The sequence below is a fragment of the Microcoleus sp. Pol12B5 genome (genome assembly GCF_036701335.1).
Lineage (GTDB): Bacteria > Cyanobacteriota > Cyanobacteriia > Cyanobacteriales > Microcoleaceae > Microcoleus.
Window position 1 is genome coordinate 1 of the sequence record NZ_JAUBQQ010000066.1, and the last position, 15,752, is coordinate 15,752.

The 15,752-nt window shown below is 46.0% G+C and carries 15 protein-coding genes and 1 pseudogene; 7 read left to right on the forward strand and 9 right to left on the reverse strand.

Going from position 1 to position 15,752, the window contains the following annotated elements; translation table 11 throughout:
- Positions 1–146: 146 nt before the first annotated feature.
- From QUA24_RS21865 to QUA24_RS21890, 6 genes and pseudogenes are all read right to left on the reverse strand, one after another.
- On the reverse strand, positions 147–608 hold the full coding sequence (locus QUA24_RS21865) for an SRPBCC family protein (RefSeq protein WP_333232036.1): 462 nt from the start codon (positions 606–608) through the stop codon (positions 147–149).
- Positions 609–621: 13 nt separating this feature from the next.
- Positions 622–981 (reverse strand): transcriptional regulator, encoded by a 360-nt coding sequence (locus QUA24_RS21870; protein ID WP_333232038.1) that lies wholly within the window; start codon positions 979–981, stop codon positions 622–624.
- Between the two features lie 3 nt (positions 982–984).
- Positions 985–1,318, reverse strand: a pseudogene (locus tag QUA24_RS21875) (type II toxin-antitoxin system RelE/ParE family toxin).
- 121 nt (positions 1,319–1,439) lie between these two features.
- Positions 1,440–3,077 (reverse strand): radical SAM protein, encoded by a 1,638-nt coding sequence (locus QUA24_RS21880; protein WP_333232040.1) that lies wholly within the window; start codon positions 3,075–3,077, stop codon positions 1,440–1,442.
- A gap of 205 nt (positions 3,078–3,282) precedes the next feature.
- Complete coding sequence (gene lspA, locus QUA24_RS21885) at positions 3,283–3,795, reverse strand: signal peptidase II (RefSeq protein WP_333232041.1); 513 nt, start codon at positions 3,793–3,795, stop codon at positions 3,283–3,285.
- A 242-nt stretch (positions 3,796–4,037) separates the two neighbouring features.
- Positions 4,038–4,616 (reverse strand): biotin transporter BioY, encoded by a 579-nt coding sequence (locus QUA24_RS21890; RefSeq protein ID WP_333221563.1) that lies wholly within the window; start codon positions 4,614–4,616, stop codon positions 4,038–4,040.
- A 404-nt stretch (positions 4,617–5,020) separates the two neighbouring features.
- Between QUA24_RS21890 and pstS the strand changes: the two genes are divergently transcribed.
- From pstS to pstB, 4 genes are all read left to right on the forward strand, one after another.
- Positions 5,021–6,205, forward strand: a complete 1,185-nt coding sequence (gene pstS / locus QUA24_RS21895; protein WP_333232043.1) for a phosphate ABC transporter substrate-binding protein PstS — start codon at positions 5,021–5,023, stop codon at positions 6,203–6,205.
- Positions 6,206–6,545: 340 nt separating this feature from the next.
- Positions 6,546–7,502, forward strand: coding sequence for a phosphate ABC transporter permease subunit PstC (pstC, locus tag QUA24_RS21900; RefSeq protein WP_333232045.1), 957 nt, complete (start codon positions 6,546–6,548; stop codon positions 7,500–7,502).
- Between the two features lie 34 nt (positions 7,503–7,536).
- Positions 7,537–8,430 (forward strand): phosphate ABC transporter permease PstA, encoded by an 894-nt coding sequence (gene pstA / locus QUA24_RS21905; RefSeq protein WP_333232047.1) that lies wholly within the window; start codon positions 7,537–7,539, stop codon positions 8,428–8,430.
- Positions 8,431–8,555: 125 nt separating this feature from the next.
- Positions 8,556–9,356: a phosphate ABC transporter ATP-binding protein PstB gene (gene pstB / locus QUA24_RS21910; RefSeq protein ID WP_333126303.1), complete on the forward strand. Its 801-nt coding sequence runs from the start codon at positions 8,556–8,558 to the stop codon at positions 9,354–9,356.
- A gap of 233 nt (positions 9,357–9,589) precedes the next feature.
- Here pstB and QUA24_RS27375 read toward each other — a convergent pair whose 3' ends face one another.
- Positions 9,590–9,853, reverse strand: coding sequence for an NblA/ycf18 family protein (locus QUA24_RS27375; protein ID WP_445242210.1), 264 nt, complete (start codon positions 9,851–9,853; stop codon positions 9,590–9,592).
- A 135-nt stretch (positions 9,854–9,988) separates the two neighbouring features.
- Between QUA24_RS27375 and QUA24_RS21920 the strand changes: the two genes are divergently transcribed.
- Positions 9,989–10,585, forward strand: coding sequence for a phycobiliprotein lyase (locus QUA24_RS21920; protein WP_333232048.1), 597 nt, complete (start codon positions 9,989–9,991; stop codon positions 10,583–10,585).
- 341 nt (positions 10,586–10,926) lie between these two features.
- The gene (locus QUA24_RS21925) at positions 10,927–11,685 is read left to right on the forward strand and encodes a phycobilisome rod-core linker polypeptide (RefSeq protein WP_333232050.1); all 759 of its coding nucleotides are present in this window, start codon (positions 10,927–10,929) and stop codon (positions 11,683–11,685) included.
- 374 nt (positions 11,686–12,059) lie between these two features.
- Here the strand turns inward: QUA24_RS21925 and QUA24_RS21930 are convergent, their stop codons facing one another.
- Positions 12,060–13,025 (reverse strand): RluA family pseudouridine synthase, encoded by a 966-nt coding sequence (locus tag QUA24_RS21930; RefSeq protein WP_333232052.1) that lies wholly within the window; start codon positions 13,023–13,025, stop codon positions 12,060–12,062.
- A 195-nt stretch (positions 13,026–13,220) separates the two neighbouring features.
- On the reverse strand, positions 13,221–14,669 hold the full coding sequence (locus tag QUA24_RS21935) for a RecQ family ATP-dependent DNA helicase (RefSeq protein ID WP_333232054.1): 1,449 nt from the start codon (positions 14,667–14,669) through the stop codon (positions 13,221–13,223).
- A 169-nt stretch (positions 14,670–14,838) separates the two neighbouring features.
- Between QUA24_RS21935 and QUA24_RS21940 the strand changes: the two genes are divergently transcribed.
- Positions 14,839–15,669 carry a phytanoyl-CoA dioxygenase family protein gene (locus tag QUA24_RS21940; RefSeq protein ID WP_333232056.1) on the forward strand — a complete coding sequence of 277 codons (831 nt, stop codon included), beginning with the start codon at positions 14,839–14,841 and terminating at the stop codon, positions 15,667–15,669.
- Positions 15,670–15,752 lie beyond the last annotated feature (83 nt).

Below are 15,752 nucleotides of genomic sequence, written 5' to 3' on the forward strand. Positions count from 1 at the left end.
CGAGAGTTCAGCCTTGTGGCTGGAAACGCTATGTACGGACTGATTACCGTGATTCACGTTTCAACGAATCGCACTAAGATTGCTCCATACCACCGCTGATATCAATAGAAGTTGTACTCGGTTCGCCGCAGAAAGCACAGTAATATTCAGCCGTTGTTTGCATCTTTCTCGCACTCTCTTTTTGTGACTTCGTGGCGGTAGCAAAACATATCTGTTAACCTCATTTGCACCCACCAACCTAACAACAAATCGACAATCGGGCCGCCCGGTATCGAAAATGCGATCGCATCTGTCAATCTAGTCTTGCCATTTTCTGAGGTAAACTCGTGTCGGTGAGTCCAACGTGCCATCGGCCCCTCAGTTTGTTCATCAACAAACAAGCGATATTGTTCGCACTCAGTGTGAGTCGCCACCCATTTTACAGGAATCGGCCCCAATAACAAGCGAAATTCTGATACAGCACCCACATCTAATCCCCCTTCGCGGCGAATGATTTTCACCGGTTGCCAAGGCGGAGTCAAAAGTTGCAGAATGTCCGCCCTTTCGTAAAAGTTCCAGACTGTTTCCACGCTCGAATTAATTAGGGATGAATATCGAAAATTAGGCATTTTCTAGATTAAGTTAAACAGTTATTTCCGATCGCGTTTCAGCATTTGCAGTATTATCCTCTGTATCCGTACAAACAGCAACAGTTAGTTTCAATCCCAAAGCATTCAGCCAAGTGCCCAGATTGTAAATTGTATCGCTTCCTTGCTGCGACAGCAATTCATCCAGTTTTTTTAAGTGCGATTCATATTCTTCTGGAGTCATTTTTGGTTGACCCAGAGCTTCTGCTACATCGCTGAGAGCAAGTCTGATTAATGCTTCGTCTGGTTCTTCGCCTTCGTCTAATTCAAAATGAGTTTCGAGATAGACAGCCGCATAACTGGGGTCTTTTAGCCGCGCAATCAAAAAGTCATGATACGGTAAACTTTTAGGCATTTTTTAACTCCTATAATTTGTCCAGTATTCTATTGCTTGGGCAATGTCTCTGTCTTGAGTGCTTTTATCTCCTCCGCACAGCAGAAGTACAATTGTTGTTCCTACTTGTCCAAAATAGATTCGGAAACCAGGGCCATAGTCTATCCTTCCTTAATTCAAAGACTCCTTCTCCAACAGATTTACAATCTCCCAAATTTCCCAAAATAACTCGGTTAAGTCTTTTATTAATAATTGTGGAAATTTTACGATCTCGGAACGAATTACACCAGTTATCAAACGGCACTTGACCGTCTGAGGTAACATAACGCTGAATTTCCCTAGGTTGGACTTCTGCCATAATTGTATTATAGTACGTCGCTCCTTATTTTATCTTGTTAAGTTAGCTTTCGATCTACTTACTTGCAAAGATGCGATCCTCTTCGAGGGCTTCGCTAACGCACTTTCGCATCCGCTATTTCTTAACTCGTCAACTGCAAATCCTTCGTCCTAAAATAAGTCATCGCCTCAGCCAAATGTTTCTTCAAAGTCGCTTCGGGTAGCGGCCCTTTTAAATGACTCCAAGGCAAAACCTGATCCAATTCCCACTCTTGAAAAACATAAAAATCCATTTCCGGCAACTGTCCCCGCAACTCCTTAAATGCCCGCCGATAACTGCCCAAAGTATCGCCGTAATGCCGCACTAATTCCAACAGCCGAGACAACCGCCGATCGCCCTTTGACAACAAACCCTGAATTACCGACCAGTTATAGCTTTCAGGTCTAAATTCTAAACCTAACTTACGCAATTCTTTATCTAAAAACTTCAGCCTCTTCTCCGCATCTTTATTCACTCCAAACCACTGAAAAGGAGTGTGAGATTTCGGAACAAAAGTGCTGCATCCCAGAGTCAACCGCAAACCGGGAACAGCTTTTCTAATCGCCCGCATCATCGCCACAGTCTCCTCTAAATCCTCCATTTCTTCGCCGGGAATTCCCGCCATCCCGTAAAGTTTAATTCCCTTTAAGCCACCAGCTTTAGCATTGCTCGCCGCTTGAATAATTTCGTCATTTGTGAGTTTTTTGTTAACGATTTTGCGGAGGCGATCGCTCCCACTTTCCACCGCAATAGTCACAGATTTACTGTCTCTGTTTGTCAATATTTCTGCCAATTTAACTGTCACTGTATTCGTCCTTACCGAAGAAAGACTCAACCGCACGCCGTCGTATTTTGGATGATTCAAATGATCCAGCAACGCTTCAAATTCCGGGTGCTGAGTGACCGAAGCACCCAACAAACCCAAACGATTAGTCACAGCTAAACCCCGATCGATCGCCGGAATTAGCGAAGCCTCCAAACTCGCAGTTCTAAACGGCAAAGTCAGATAACTTGCCAAACAAAAACGGCACATTTCTGGACAACTCCGAACCACTTCCACCATGTAAATATTTTCCCAAGCAGCTTTTTCTGTCACCACAGTGGAAGCAGATAAAGTATTGCCGCGATAAGTCTGTTTTTCAACCATACTGGGAATTCCCGAATCGACAGGCTGAATCGATTTAATCCCCTCAGCCGCATCCAGATAAGTTACTTCGTACAAACTGGGGACGTAAACTCCCGGAACTTGGGCTAAATGCCGCAATCTAGTTTGTCTGTCGGCGGTACGGACTTGTTTATAAGCATCAATAAAGTTGTCTATGAGATGTTCGCCATCTCCCAGCAAAATCACATCAAAAAAATCGGCAAAAGGTTCTGGATTAGCAGTAAGAACCGGGCCGCCGCCGAATACTATCGGATGATTATCCGTTCGTTGTGACGCCCAAATAGGAATTTCTAGAGATTCCAATAAATTTAGAATATTTACATAATCTAGTTCCCAAGAAAGCGAAAATCCCAGTAATTCTGGATTTCGGGGAAGTTGTTCGCGGATATCAGTAAATAAACGGCCCACTTCAATATCCGATCGCACAGCCAAAGTTGCCCACACTATCTGATAGCCGAGACTGGTAATACCCACCGTGTACTCGTTGGGAAAAGCAAAAATAGTCGGGATAGCATCAGCATCGGGGGTTGCTGGGGCAAATAGTAAGCGTTCTTGAGCAAATGGATTAGGAGTCACGGGCAAATTTAGTTTTAACAATAGGTCTGTTCTTATCTCATTTTAAGCCATTTCCAAAGTCATTTTAGGGTACGTCAGGGTTGAATGTGGCGACCACAAACTAAGGCTCTCCCCGCTGACGCACCCTATAGTTAGTTAGCTGTTACATCCGTTACATCCGAAGAAAGCAAATCGGTTTGCAAACTTCCTTCTTGCTTCTTTAAATTTACTCTGAAATAGAATTTCGATCGTCCTGAGTTCTCGGAGTCGGCGGTGCACTGTGAAAAGTTGCAATCAGCAAACAGACAATCCCAGCATTAATAAACACATCGGCTAGGTTAAATACCGGGAATCGAATGATCCGAAAATCGATAAAATCTACAACGTGGCCCGAAACAAATCGATCGATCCCGTTCCCCAGTGCTCCCCCCAAAATCAAACCGTAGCCCGCTTGCTCCCAGCGGTTAATACGCGGCCCGAACCAAGCCAGCACAATCAATCCCACACTAACGCCCAAAGACAGCCACCGCAACCAAATCGCCCCGCCATTGCTGAATAGACTAAAAGCCGCACCGGTATTAACAACATAAGTGAAGTGAAACACCCCAGGTAACAGCGCCTGCGTCTGCGGAGGAACCGTCAAGTCAAAATTTTGCACCACCCAAAACTTAGTCAGGTGGTCTAAAACTAAACTGATAACAGCAGCCACCCAGAACAAGGGATTTCTTTTAAAACGCATGAATTAAGCAATAGAAAATGGGGCATCGGGCATGAGAGAATTTACTCCAATCTCACTTGTCATTGCGAGCAGAATGCAGTGCAGCAAAGCAATCCAGCCGCAGCGAGATTAATCTCTCGTTGTGCAATGACAGTATAACCTTATTTGGCACAATTACCACTTACCTCTTCCTTATTCCGACGGACATCGAACTGACATCCGTTACATCCCGTACATTGCTCGTTGCCGAACTTCCTTCGCAATTAATAAAACATCAAGCGGCGTAAAGTAAATGACAGCACTGCGATCGCACAAACTACCGCCAATTGTCCCGGCAGGGGATAAACCGAATATTTAAGAATCTCATCGAATAAAGGTGTTTTTTTAGCCGGAGGTAGCCAATAAGTAAAAATTAGATAAATTAAGCCGATCGTGTGAACAGTGAACAAACCGCACAAACAGCTAAAAGCCATAGATTCCAATCGCGAGGCCACCTTAAAAGCCACCCAGCCGCACACCCAAGCACCAGGCACAAAACCCAGCAAATACCCAAAACTCGCTTCTTTGAGATAGCCGATGCCGCCGCCTTGAGAAAAAACTGGCCACAAAGTTAATCCTAATGCCAAATAAGCAATTTGCGAGAGAGCCGCAGCATTTTTCCCCCCCATGCAGCCTACTAGCAAAACGGCTCCAATTTGATAGGTAACACCTAAAGAGTACGCCTGAAGTCCTCGATCGTCCCACAACCCAATCGGAATTGTGACAGATGCAGGCAAAAAAGTGCCTCCTATCGTCAGGAGCAAACCAATAACAGCCCAGATTAGTTCAATAGGAGCAGGCATTATCATCAAACGGCATTCGTCAGAAGGTATAAGGCAGAAGGCATTTGTTCCAGGCAAGCTTCAATGCCCGCACCTTTTAAATTCTTAATACTAGCACTACTGTCAAAATAACCACCATTGTATGGTTTTCTGGCTCTCAAGCCTCGATCTTGTGATAATTTAATGAGGAATTTTTCGTGATCCTCTTCGAGGGCTTCGCTAACGGGCGATCGACTGCTTGTTTCCGTAGCTATTTCTCTGCTATATATCTTATATATTCACAATTGTCAAGCTCATAAATAACATTAATAATATTAATTAATATTAAATTGGGATTAAGTGTAAAGATTCTTAACCTAACCTTTACTTTTGCGCGCTATGCTGATGCGGGACACCCTTATAACGATCGCAGATTTTTTATACCTATGCTTTTTCGTCTCAACTTGATTAATCCAAACCGTCTGACTACTGCAATTTCCGCTATGGCGATCGCCCTGAGTTTAGCAGCTTGCGGCGGTGGCAGCACAACCACAAGCAGCAGCCCCAGCCCCGGCGACACCGCAGCATCTCCCGGCGCTTCGCCCGTTGCAGCCACCGGCACAGCGGAAAACACAAAACTCGCCCTAGCCTCAGACGTAGCCATCACCGCAGCCGGCGCCTCATTCCCCGCCCCTCTGTACCAGCGTTGGTTTCAAGACTTCAACAAAATCAACCCCAAAGTACAAATTAACTATCAATCAGTAGGTAGCGGCGCCGGAGTCGAACAATTTACCAAAGGCACAGTAGACTTTGGGGCCAGCGACACCGGCATGAAAGACGACGAAATCGCCAAGGTTCCAGCCGACAAAGGCGTGATCTTGCTGCCCATGACAGCCGGCAGCATCGTCATCGGCTACAACCTGCCAGACTTAACCGAACCACTGAAACTGCCACGGGATGTTTACGCAGATATCTTCGCCGGTAAAATTACCAACTGGAACGATCCCAGAATTGCAGCCGCCAACCCGGCCGCTAAATTGCCAGACCAAGCCATCACCATCGTCCACCGTTCCGACGGTAGCGGTACCACCGCCGTCTTCACCAAACACCTGAGTGCCATCAGCCCCGACTGGAAAAGTGCAGTAGGCGACGGCAAAACAGTACAGTGGCCCGTAGGCGTAGGCGCAAAAGGCAACGAAGGCGTCACAGCCCAAATTCTGCAAACCGTAGGCAGCCTCGGCTACATAGAATACGGCTATGCCAAAAACAACAATGTCAAATTTGCATCTTTGGAAAACAAAGCAGGCAGCTTTGTCGCACCTACCGACGAATCAGCTTCTCAAGCTTTAGCAACTGTGCCGATGCCGGAAAACCTCCGAGCATTTATCGAAGACCCCGAAGGCGCTCAATCCTATCCAATAGTCACCTACACTTGGATGCTGGTCCCCAAAACAGTTACTGACCCCAACAAAGCCAAAACCATCGAGGCAATGGTTGAATACGGCTTGAATGAAGGTCAAAAAGTTAGTTCCGAATTGGGCTACGTTCCTCTACCCCAAAGCGTTAAAGAAAAAGTAGCCGCGGCCGCTGACGGCATCAGCGCAGACTACAAGATTGAGGTTGCCAAATAGTAACTGTTGACTGTTGACTGTTGACTGTTGTCAGAGGGAACAAAAGCCCTTCGGCATTGCGCGTGCGGGTAAAAATCAGGAAGAACAGAGATATTTCTGTGGGGCGGGTTTTACCAGAAATATTTGTTAAAAAGTCAGGGGATTAATAAATCCGCCCCTCTTCTATGTAACAATCGGTGCATCTGTGTAGGGGTGGGTTTTACCAGAAATACTTGTTGAAAAGTCAGGGGATTAATAAACCCGCCCCTCTTTGATTTTATTTATGGTCTTTCTTTCTGCTTCGTTCTAGCTTTTTCCGAAACAGGCTATTTTCGGCTACTATATATTTGGTTTTTTTTCTATGATTTCAGATAATAACAGCGCTCAATCACAGACCCGATCGCGCTCTCAAGCCGAAAAGTCCTTAGACCAAGGCTTTATCTGGCTGACGCGGATTTTGGGCTTAGGAGTTGGTGTAATTTTGCTGGTAATCGCGCTCACCGTTGCTTATCGGGCTTTACCAGCGATTCAACAGTACGGTTTGGGCTTTCTGTTTGGCAGTAGCTGGAATCCGGTTAAAGAAGAGTACGGTGCACTGCCGATGATTTACGGGACGATCGTCAGTTCGGCGATCGCGCTCCTAATTGCAGTACCATTAGGAGTAGGGACTGCCATTTTCTTGAGCGAGGACTTTCTGCCATTACCAGTGCGTACAGCTTTGGTTTTTTTAGTAGAACTTTTAGCCGCCATTCCCAGCGTAGTCTACGGTTTGTGGGGAATTGCTGTATTGATTCCCATGATTACTACCCTCGGCAAGTTTCTCAACGGCACTTTCGGATGGCTGCCGATTTTTAGCACCTCGCCAGTGGGGCCGGGAATGTTACCAGCCGGAGTAATTTTGGGAATCATGACTTTGCCCATTATTACTGCTATCTCCCGCGACTCTTTGGCAAGTCTCCCGCCCGACTTGCGGCAAGCATCTCTAGGTTTAGGAGCTACTCGCTGGACAACAATTTTTAGAGTGCTCGTACCGGCGGCTTTTTCCGGCATTGTCGGCGGAATTATGCTTGGGCTCGGTCGCGCCATGGGAGAAACAATGGCTGCAACTCTGTTAATTGGCAATTCCAATCAGTTAAGTTTTTCTGTGCTAGCTCCGGCAAATACTATTGCTTCTCTGATGGCCAATCAGTTTGCAGAAGCCTCCGGGTTGCAAATAGCAGCTCTGATGTACACTGGGCTAATTCTGTTTATTATGACACTGATTGTTAATATTTTGGCAGAGTGGATTGTTTCTCAAGTAAGAGCGAAGTACAACTAGAAGTTTGCCGCCATTTCCTACATATTTTTAGTTTATGTCAAATAGCGTCTCCGATGAGAATCCTTTGGTATCGAAAACAGGCAGTTTAAAGAAGGTTAAAAACAGCCCGCAAGCGCTGTTTAGTCTGGGGATGACTGTACTGGCTGGAGCTAGTCTGACCATCACTCTGCTACCTTTGTTTGCAGTTCTTTCCTATGTCACAGTACAAGGTTTAAATCGCCTGAATTTAGACTTGTTTACCAAGCTGCCACCGCCGCCAGGACTATCGGGAGGCGGTATTGCTAATGCAATTCTCGGTACATTGATGACGGTGGGAATTGCTTCTTTAATTGCTGTTCCTTTTGGTGTATTGGCCGCAGTTTATTTGTCGGAGTTCAGCAGCGGCCAGGTAGCTCGCTGGGTACGTTTTGCTACTAATGTCCTCAGCGGCGTTCCTTCGATTATTGCCGGTGTATTTGCCTACGGTTTGTTCGTGGTAAATATGGGAGGTTTTTCGGCAATTGCAGGGGGTGCGGCGCTGGCTGTGCTGATGTTGCCCACGATTGTGCGGACTACTGACGAAGCTCTACAAATCGTCCCGCAAGATATTAGATGGGCGTCGGTTGGTGTGGGTGCTTCTAATTATCAGACAGTGTTGCAGGTGGTTTTGCCTGCGGCAATTCCGGCTATTTTAACGGGTGTGACTCTGGCAATTGCTCGCGCTGCTGGAGAAACTGCTCCTTTGATTTTCACGGCGCTGAATTCGCCTTTTTGGCCGGCTGGATTTGATAAGCCAACTCCGAGTCTTTCGGTTTTGGTGTACAACTTTGCAACGGTTCCTTTTAAGGCACAGAAAGAATTAGCCTGGGCAGCATCTTTGATTTTGGTGATTATGGTTTTGCTGACGAGTATTCTTTCTCGTTGGGCTACTCGCCAAAAAGTTTATTGAAGGAAGAAGATTTTTCGACTTGGCGATCGGGTAAAAAGAAGGAAGAAGGAACATTTTCCCCATCTCCAACTTGATAACTCTTATCTTCTCCTTATTTTGTAAAATTCGATTGGATACTTACCTGTATGATGATGGATTTAGACAAGCAAACGGAAACAGTTTTACGGACAGAAAATATCAATATTTTTTACGGCGCTTTTCACGCGGTTAAAAATGTTTCAATGGAGATTCCTAAAAATCGCATTACTGCCTTGATTGGGCCGTCTGGTTGCGGTAAAAGTACCATTTTGCGATGTTTTAACCGCCTCAATGATTTAGTTAGCGGTTTTCGTTTAGAGGGTAGAATTGATTACCACGGTCAAAATCTTTACGATTCTGATATTGATGCTGTGGCGGTGCGCCGCAAGATTGGGATGGTGTTTCAAAAGCCGAATCCTTTCCCGAAGTCGATTTATGACAATATTGCTTACGGTGCGAGGGTGAACAATTATAAGGGCGATATGGATGAGCTGGTGGAAAAATCGCTCAGCCAAGCTTATTTGTGGGATGAGGTGAAGGATAAGTTAAAGCAAAGCGGTTTTTCTCTTTCGGGTGGCCAGCAGCAGCGTTTGTGTATTGCTAGGGCGATCGCGATCAATCCTGATGTAGTGTTAATGGATGAACCTTGCGCTTCTCTTGACCCGATTTCTACGATTAAGATTGAGGAGTTGATGCGGGAACTTAAGGAAAAGTATACGATCGTGATCGTTACTCATAATATGCAGCAGGCTTCTCGGGTTTCTGACCTGACCGCTTTTTTCAATGCTAAACTTTCTGACGATGGGAAGCGGTTTGGCTATCTTGTGGAGTGTGATAAGACTGAGGTAATTTTCCAAAGTCCAAAGGAAGAGTCTACTTTAGATTATGTGAGCGGCCGTTTTGGTTGATTCCCCGACAAGTTGAAGCAATCGGGCTACACAAACTCTCGTCCCTCTCTAAGGGATGAAAAGAATTTAATTTGCTGAGTATTGTAACGACAAAAAAAACTGCGTAAAACTTTTGTCAATTTAGAATCCCGCTTTCTTGGAGAAAGCGGGATTCTGGATTTTATGATTAAAAGCTCGATCGTACTTTTTGCAGAGAGAAGCCACTGATTTTTGTGAAGAAATGCTCGAAGAGTTCACATATTCTTCATCCAATGCTTGAACAGGTTTTCTTTTACCATGTTTTGCCGCATAACTTCGAGCAAGTATTCCTGAGCTTGGTCTTGGCTTAACCTTTTGACTTCTTCACGCAGCACTTGAAGTTTGAACTGCTGTTCCATGCTGAGGCTGGTTGTAGGCATATCCATAAATCGCTCCTCCAGTTTGCTGAGATTGATGCGAAATTGATCGGAATGACGTTTCGCAGGATTTGTTGTGTCTCCTACATTGTAAACTATCATAACATTCACTTGACAATATGTCCAAAGTAGACATTTTGAGACTAATTTGTGTAGCAAAAGTACATCTAAGTGGGGGGAGCTCTATCATAAAAAGGCGTCAACACCGGGAAGCATAAGCCAAAGGAGCTAGTTCGTATGGATGCAATGGAGTTTTTTCAAAGCAGTGCTGGGGAGTGGCGTTCTCAGCGCAGCACTCACCACCTCGCTTTCCGCCAAGCGGAGATTGGGGATTCAAATATTCAGGTAACAGCCCTGGGTGCGGATGACGCGCGAGTGGCCGATATTTGCAAGATGCACGAAGTCGATCCGAGCCGGGCTGCTGGGGGGGCTTTTGTGACTTGGCACGGCTCGATGGCGTGGGATAAGGATGATGAGAATCATAAAGGGTCTACGGTGTTCGCGATCGTCCCCGATCCTGAAAATCCCCGGCAGGGCTTGATGTTGCGCGAACGGGGCTATGCGGAAATTGTGCCGGTGGCTGGCCGTTTTGAAATGGATGACGAGGATGGGCTGCTGCTGATTACGGAATACGAGACGATGAGTTCGATCGAGCGTTTCTGGTTTGCTAATCCGAACGTGCGGATGCGGACGAGTACCGTAAAGCGCTTTGGCGGTTTCAGCACATCGACTTTTTGTACCGAAATTCGGGTGCAACCAGACTCGGATGCAACATCAGAAGCAGCAGCAGCTCAAGTGACCGCCAGCGAGTTTTATTCGGCTCTGGGCTGGTAATTTAGTCATTAGTCGTTAGTCGTTAGTCATTAGTCATTACTTTGGCTTCGTTTCCAGACTCAGCCGGGGCATCGTGGGGTTCAGGCTCTGCCCCCGGTTAGAGTAGACGAGGCAGAGCCTCTAAAGTGGCGTTCCCAGCCAGAGACTGGAAGGGTGACGGCTGACTACTGACTACTGAATCCCCCAAAGTCAACAAATGTTACAGATTGTTGCAAAAATTCAGGAAAATCAGATTTAGATTGCGGGAATCCCCTAATCTGTATGTTGGTTAGTTGTATCCGTTTTGCTGGCAGCTCACGGTGTCAACTATTTCTGAAATTTGAGATAACGGAGATTTTAACGTGGCGCTTCCTTTATTAAGCTACGCCCCCAAGAGCCAAAACCAGCGCGTTGCTGGTTATGAAGTGGGGAGCGACGAGCAGCCGAGAATTTTCACAACTGAAAATGTGCTCTCGTCTGGAGACATGGAAAATTTGATTTGGGCTGGATATCGCCAGATTTACAGCGAACACCAAATCCTCAAGAGCAACCGCCAAAAGTCTTTGGAGTCGCAACTCAAGTTCGGCCAAATTACTGTGCGGGACTTTATTCGCGGTTTGGCGATTTCTTCTCCTTTCTTGGAGCGGAATTATCAAACTAACAGCAATTACCGGTTTGTGGAAATGTGCGTGCAGCGCATTTTGGGCCGGGATGTGTACAGCGAGCGCGAAAAGATTGCTTGGTCGATCGTGGTAGCCAATAAGGGGCCTCAAGGCTTTATTGACGAGTTGGTCAATAGCGAAGAGTACCTGGATAAGTTCGGCTACGATACCGTACCTTACCAGCAGCGCCGAATTTTGCCTCAGCGAGTTGGAGGAGACACTCCTTTCAACTTGAAGACGCCCCGCTACAGCGAATACCACCGTTCGCAGCTTGGCTTCCCGCAAATCATCTGGCAGACTGGCGTGCGCCGTTTTGTTCCTCAAGAGCAGCAACCGAAGGCTGGCGATCCGTCGAACTATTTGAGTATGGCGCGCAATATGCCCATGCCTGCTACTCCGCCCCAGCGCGTGCCTCTGGCTAATATCAATATCGACACGATGGTTCCCCGTCGCCGGTAATTGATGCTGCCCTGATGCGATTATTTGTGTCGGGCAAACTGAATCGATCGGCTTTTAGGCTGAGAGAGTTTTGAGTCTTGAGTTTTGAGGTTTGAGTTTTTTGCTAAACTTGGAATCCAAAACTCGGGACTCATAATTTTTGGGGAAAGAAGGAACTTCGGCAACGAGAAATCTACAGGATTTAATCGATAAATATTAGACTTGAATTGAAGCCCTTTTTCGCTCTCCTATCTTTAAATGTATCTGCGTGCATCTGCGTTCATCTGCGGTTTTCCTCTTACATCAAAGATTTAGGCAAGAAGTTTAATCCAGAAAAAAGGAAGGGGAAAAAATGTTTATAGTAAATACTTTACCAGTGTTAACTTCCCAAAATATCAAGTGTGAGAGCGCAATCGCAATATTTTCAACAAAGTGTTGAATTGATCGGGCAAAGGTGCGATCGCCTCTATTAATTCTCCTGTTACGGGATGCTGCAATGTCAGCCGCCATGCGTGGAGGGCTTGTCCGGTTAAATTGACGCCGATAGAACGGTTGGAACTGTACATCGGATCGCCGACAATAGGATGTTTTATTTCGGCTGTATGCACGCGAATTTGATGGGTGCGGCCTGTTTCTAATTGATAGTGCATTAAGCAATAGTTGCCGATTCTTTCTTTGATTGTCCAGTGAGTAACTGCAGGGCGACCGCCTTTTTCTACTGGTACTACCGCCATTTTTTTGCGGTCTGTGGGATGCCGCCCGATGGGTAGGTCTATTGTGCCTGTTTCGGTGTTGGGAACGCCGTAAACTATGCCTAAATATTCGCGGCGGGCTGTTTTGGCTTTGAGTTGGGCTTGCAGGTGTTGGTGGGCAATGTCGGTTTTGGCGATCGCGATCGCACCTGTTGTATCTTTGTCTAATCTGTGCACGATTCCCGGCCGCTGAACTCCGCCTATTTCTGCTAGGGGACAGTGGGCTAAGAGGGCGTTGACTAATGTACCGTCTGCGTGTCCGGCGGCTGGATGGACGACTAATCCGGCTGGTTTGTTGATGATAATTAGGCTGTCGTCTTCGTAGAGAATGTCGAGGGGAATTGCTTCGGCCTGCAAGGAAGTGGGCTGGGCTTCGGGTAAAGTGAGGTGGATGCGATCGCCCGTTTTTACTGAGATTTTTTTCGAGGTGCAGGTTTCGTCGTTGACTTTGACGTTGCCTTGTGATATGAGGCTTTGGATTCGCGATCGGGATAAGTCCGGTATCTGGTTTGACAGCCAAATATCTAATCGCTGATTGACATTACTGCGATCGAATTCCTCTGTATTTTCTACTGTGTAAATCTGTGCCGCAGTGTCTGTTTCTATCATTTACTTTTTAGTATTTTTTGCCAAGTGTGTAAAGCAAATATCTTAATCATAACATCTGTGAGTTAGTTCGCGATCGCACGAGTAGCGAGAAACCCGGTTTTTTCATAGCAATACTTCATTTGGGCTCGCAGACTGGGTAAAAAACTCGGTTTCTTTGGTCGGAGTGGTTAAGTCGTTTGAGTATAATCGTCTATTCTATCGACAATTGTCGCAGTGGCCACAGCGCATTGATTTAGCTTCCTTGGCAAACCCAAAAGCTTGCAGCAAAAATTGCCACCTGCACTCGCGATGTTTGAGATATTTTGCCATTTCTTCGGCTGCGGTAAAATTTAATTTTTCAGCTTTTTGCTGGGTAGATTTATTGATCGCATAATTAAAAGGATCTTGCCATGTTAATTGTCCGCTGCTGTGCAAGATTGAAAGGGCGATCTCGCTTTCGGGAAATTCGCGGGAAACTGCTTCTATATCACCTTTAACTGGCAGTTTTTTGGCCAATTGCTGAGCTTCTCGGTATTGCGATCGTAATTTATCTTGAAAAAATTCCTTTCTTTGTTTATCTTCAGGATAAAGCAAACCCGTCGGTTCGCTAATCAATGTCAGGGCGATCGCCGATTTGCCGTCGCGTCCGCCTCTACCAATTTCCTGAATGTATTCCGATAATAGCAAAGGTGCTTGAAAGTGAACAACCCACCGGACATCGGGCTTATTAATTCCCATGCCGAATGCTGACGTACAAGTCACGAATTTAATATCATTGTTCAGCCAAGCTGTTTCTATTTTTCGTCGTGATTCTGGACTCAAACCTGCATGATATGCTGCTGTTTCATAACCTGCTGCTTGCAACAAATCCGCCAAGTATTCGCTATCTTTTCTAGTGCGGACATAGACTAAACCTGCTTGTTTGGGTCGAGCTTTAATAAAATTTAATAACTGCTGCTTGCGTCCTCTCGGCGTCCAAACTGTCTGCACTTGCAGGTGCAGATTAGAACGGTAGGGACTTAGCAAAAATGCTTCGGCTTTTTGCAGTTGTAAGACATTTTTGATTGTCTGCTGTGCTTCCGGGTTGGCGGTAGCGGTGAAAGCTGCGATCGCAATTTTACTGTTTGCTGGTTTAGCTTTCAACAAAGCTGGCCGCACTGTTCCCAAACGGCGGTAAGCTGGTCGAAAAGTATCACCCCACTGCACTAAACAGTGAGCTTCATCTAATATTAAACCGTTGATTTGGATGTGCGGCTGACTGATGATTTCCCAAACAGGTTTGCTGAGTAATGTTTCGGGAGACAGGTACAGCAATCTTAATTTGTTTTGTTGCAGCGACTGCATAGTTTGTCGGCGCTGCGCTGTTGGCAATTGACTGTGGAGGAGGGAAGCGGGAAGATTGCGATCGCGCAATTCTTGCACTTGATTTTCCATCAATGCGACTAACGGCGAAATTACCAAAGTTAAGCCTGTTTGCAACAAAGCGGGCAGTTGAAAGCAGATGGATTTCCCACCACCTGTCGGCATAATTATAATTGTATCTTTTCCCGCTAATAAACTGCCGACTATTTCTCCTTGGGGTGGTCGAAAGTCGTCGTATCCCCAAATTTTTTGGAAGGCGGCGAGGGCCTGATTTAATGATGTTGGTTCTGGTTGGTATTTCATTTGATTTATTTCCAAATCAGACGTAATGTGAGCAGTGCGTGCCCTACATAATTAAATTTTGTGTAAGTCTTGATGTACCAAGAAACCGGGTGGCTGGTTTCATAGTATGCAAGTATCGAGCAGAATAAGTGTTAATTTAATAACAGTTAATAATTTTACTTTTTGAATTATGAACGCAAGCACGTTAAGCGAAGTTTTCAGCTATCGGCAAAAAACTTGTGACCTTTTCGATACAGCGGGGGCGGTAGATGCGGTGCATGAAGATGGTTTTGCGCTGATTCCTGGTGTACTCAGTCCGTCGGAAGTGGCGCAAACCAAAGAAGCACTCGATCGCCTGCAACCCTTCGGACTAGATGGTAGCAGTTGGAGTGAATTGAACCAGCATTTTAAGTGCGTTTTTAATCGCGATCGCCTGTGGCTTTCCTATGCCGATCGAGCGGGTATAATTGAGTTAGCCGAAGCATTAATGGGCAGCGATTGCCATATTATCGGCATGACTGCGTGGAAAAGCGGGCCCGGTTATGATGGTTGGCGCGTTCACGTCGATCAGGTGTTTGTACCCGTGCCCGAAAGCGTGTTTGCCGTTAGCGCAGCCCTCGGAGAGGATCGCACTTTTCAACTACCAGTATGGATTTGTACAGCCCATTTCTATCTCAGCGACATCGCAGAAGACCTCTGTCCTACCTACATTATTCCTGGTAGTCACAAATCTGGTCGAAAACCAGAGCGCGGGGAAGAAACTTGGAACGGACACTCCCCTGAACCAGTTTTGTGCAAAGCAGGAGATGTGTTATTTTTCCGCAGTGAAATTTGGCACTCCGGCGGCAAAAATACGACGACAGATGGAACTCGCTACTTACTGCAAGTGCATTATTCCCACCGCAACATCGCGCAGAAATTTTCGCCTTGGCCGTGGCAGTTCAATCCCGAAATTATCGCTACTGCTACCGATCGGCAACTGCGGCTTTTAGGTAAACACCCTGAGTCAAATTACGGTTAAAATACATTGCTAATTTTGTTTGAGGCGCGATCGATAAATAAACGGGAAATGTCATATTTATTTGAGAGTTGGAGTTTTGGATT

Excerpts from the sequence above, each read along its gene's own strand:
- QUA24_RS21930 (WP_333232052.1), bottom strand. The coding sequence starts at position 13,025 with ATGATAGAAACAGACACTGCGGCACAGATTTACACAGTAGAAAATACA.
- QUA24_RS27375 (WP_445242210.1), bottom strand. The coding sequence starts at position 9,853 with ATGATAGTTTACAATGTAGGAGACACAACAAATCCTGCGAAACGTCAT.
- QUA24_RS21935 (WP_333232054.1), bottom strand. The coding sequence starts at position 14,669 with ATGAAATACCAACCAGAACCAACATCATTAAATCAGGCCCTCGCCGCC.
- pstS (WP_333232043.1), top strand. The coding sequence starts at position 5,021 with ATGCTTTTTCGTCTCAACTTGATTAATCCAAACCGTCTGACTACTGCA.
- pstA (WP_333232047.1), top strand. The coding sequence starts at position 7,537 with ATGTCAAATAGCGTCTCCGATGAGAATCCTTTGGTATCGAAAACAGGC.
- QUA24_RS21890 (WP_333221563.1), bottom strand. The coding sequence starts at position 4,616 with ATGCCTGCTCCTATTGAACTAATCTGGGCTGTTATTGGTTTGCTCCTG.
- pstC (WP_333232045.1), top strand. The coding sequence starts at position 6,546 with ATGATTTCAGATAATAACAGCGCTCAATCACAGACCCGATCGCGCTCT.
- QUA24_RS21865 (WP_333232036.1), bottom strand. The coding sequence starts at position 608 with ATGCCTAATTTTCGATATTCATCCCTAATTAATTCGAGCGTGGAAACA.
- lspA (WP_333232041.1), bottom strand. The coding sequence starts at position 3,795 with ATGCGTTTTAAAAGAAATCCCTTGTTCTGGGTGGCTGCTGTTATCAGT.
- pstB (WP_333126303.1), top strand. The coding sequence starts at position 8,556 with ATGATGATGGATTTAGACAAGCAAACGGAAACAGTTTTACGGACAGAA.
- QUA24_RS21870 (WP_333232038.1), bottom strand. The coding sequence starts at position 981 with ATGCCTAAAAGTTTACCGTATCATGACTTTTTGATTGCGCGGCTAAAA.
- QUA24_RS21940 (WP_333232056.1), top strand. The coding sequence starts at position 14,839 with ATGAACGCAAGCACGTTAAGCGAAGTTTTCAGCTATCGGCAAAAAACT.
- QUA24_RS21920 (WP_333232048.1), top strand. The coding sequence starts at position 9,989 with ATGGATGCAATGGAGTTTTTTCAAAGCAGTGCTGGGGAGTGGCGTTCT.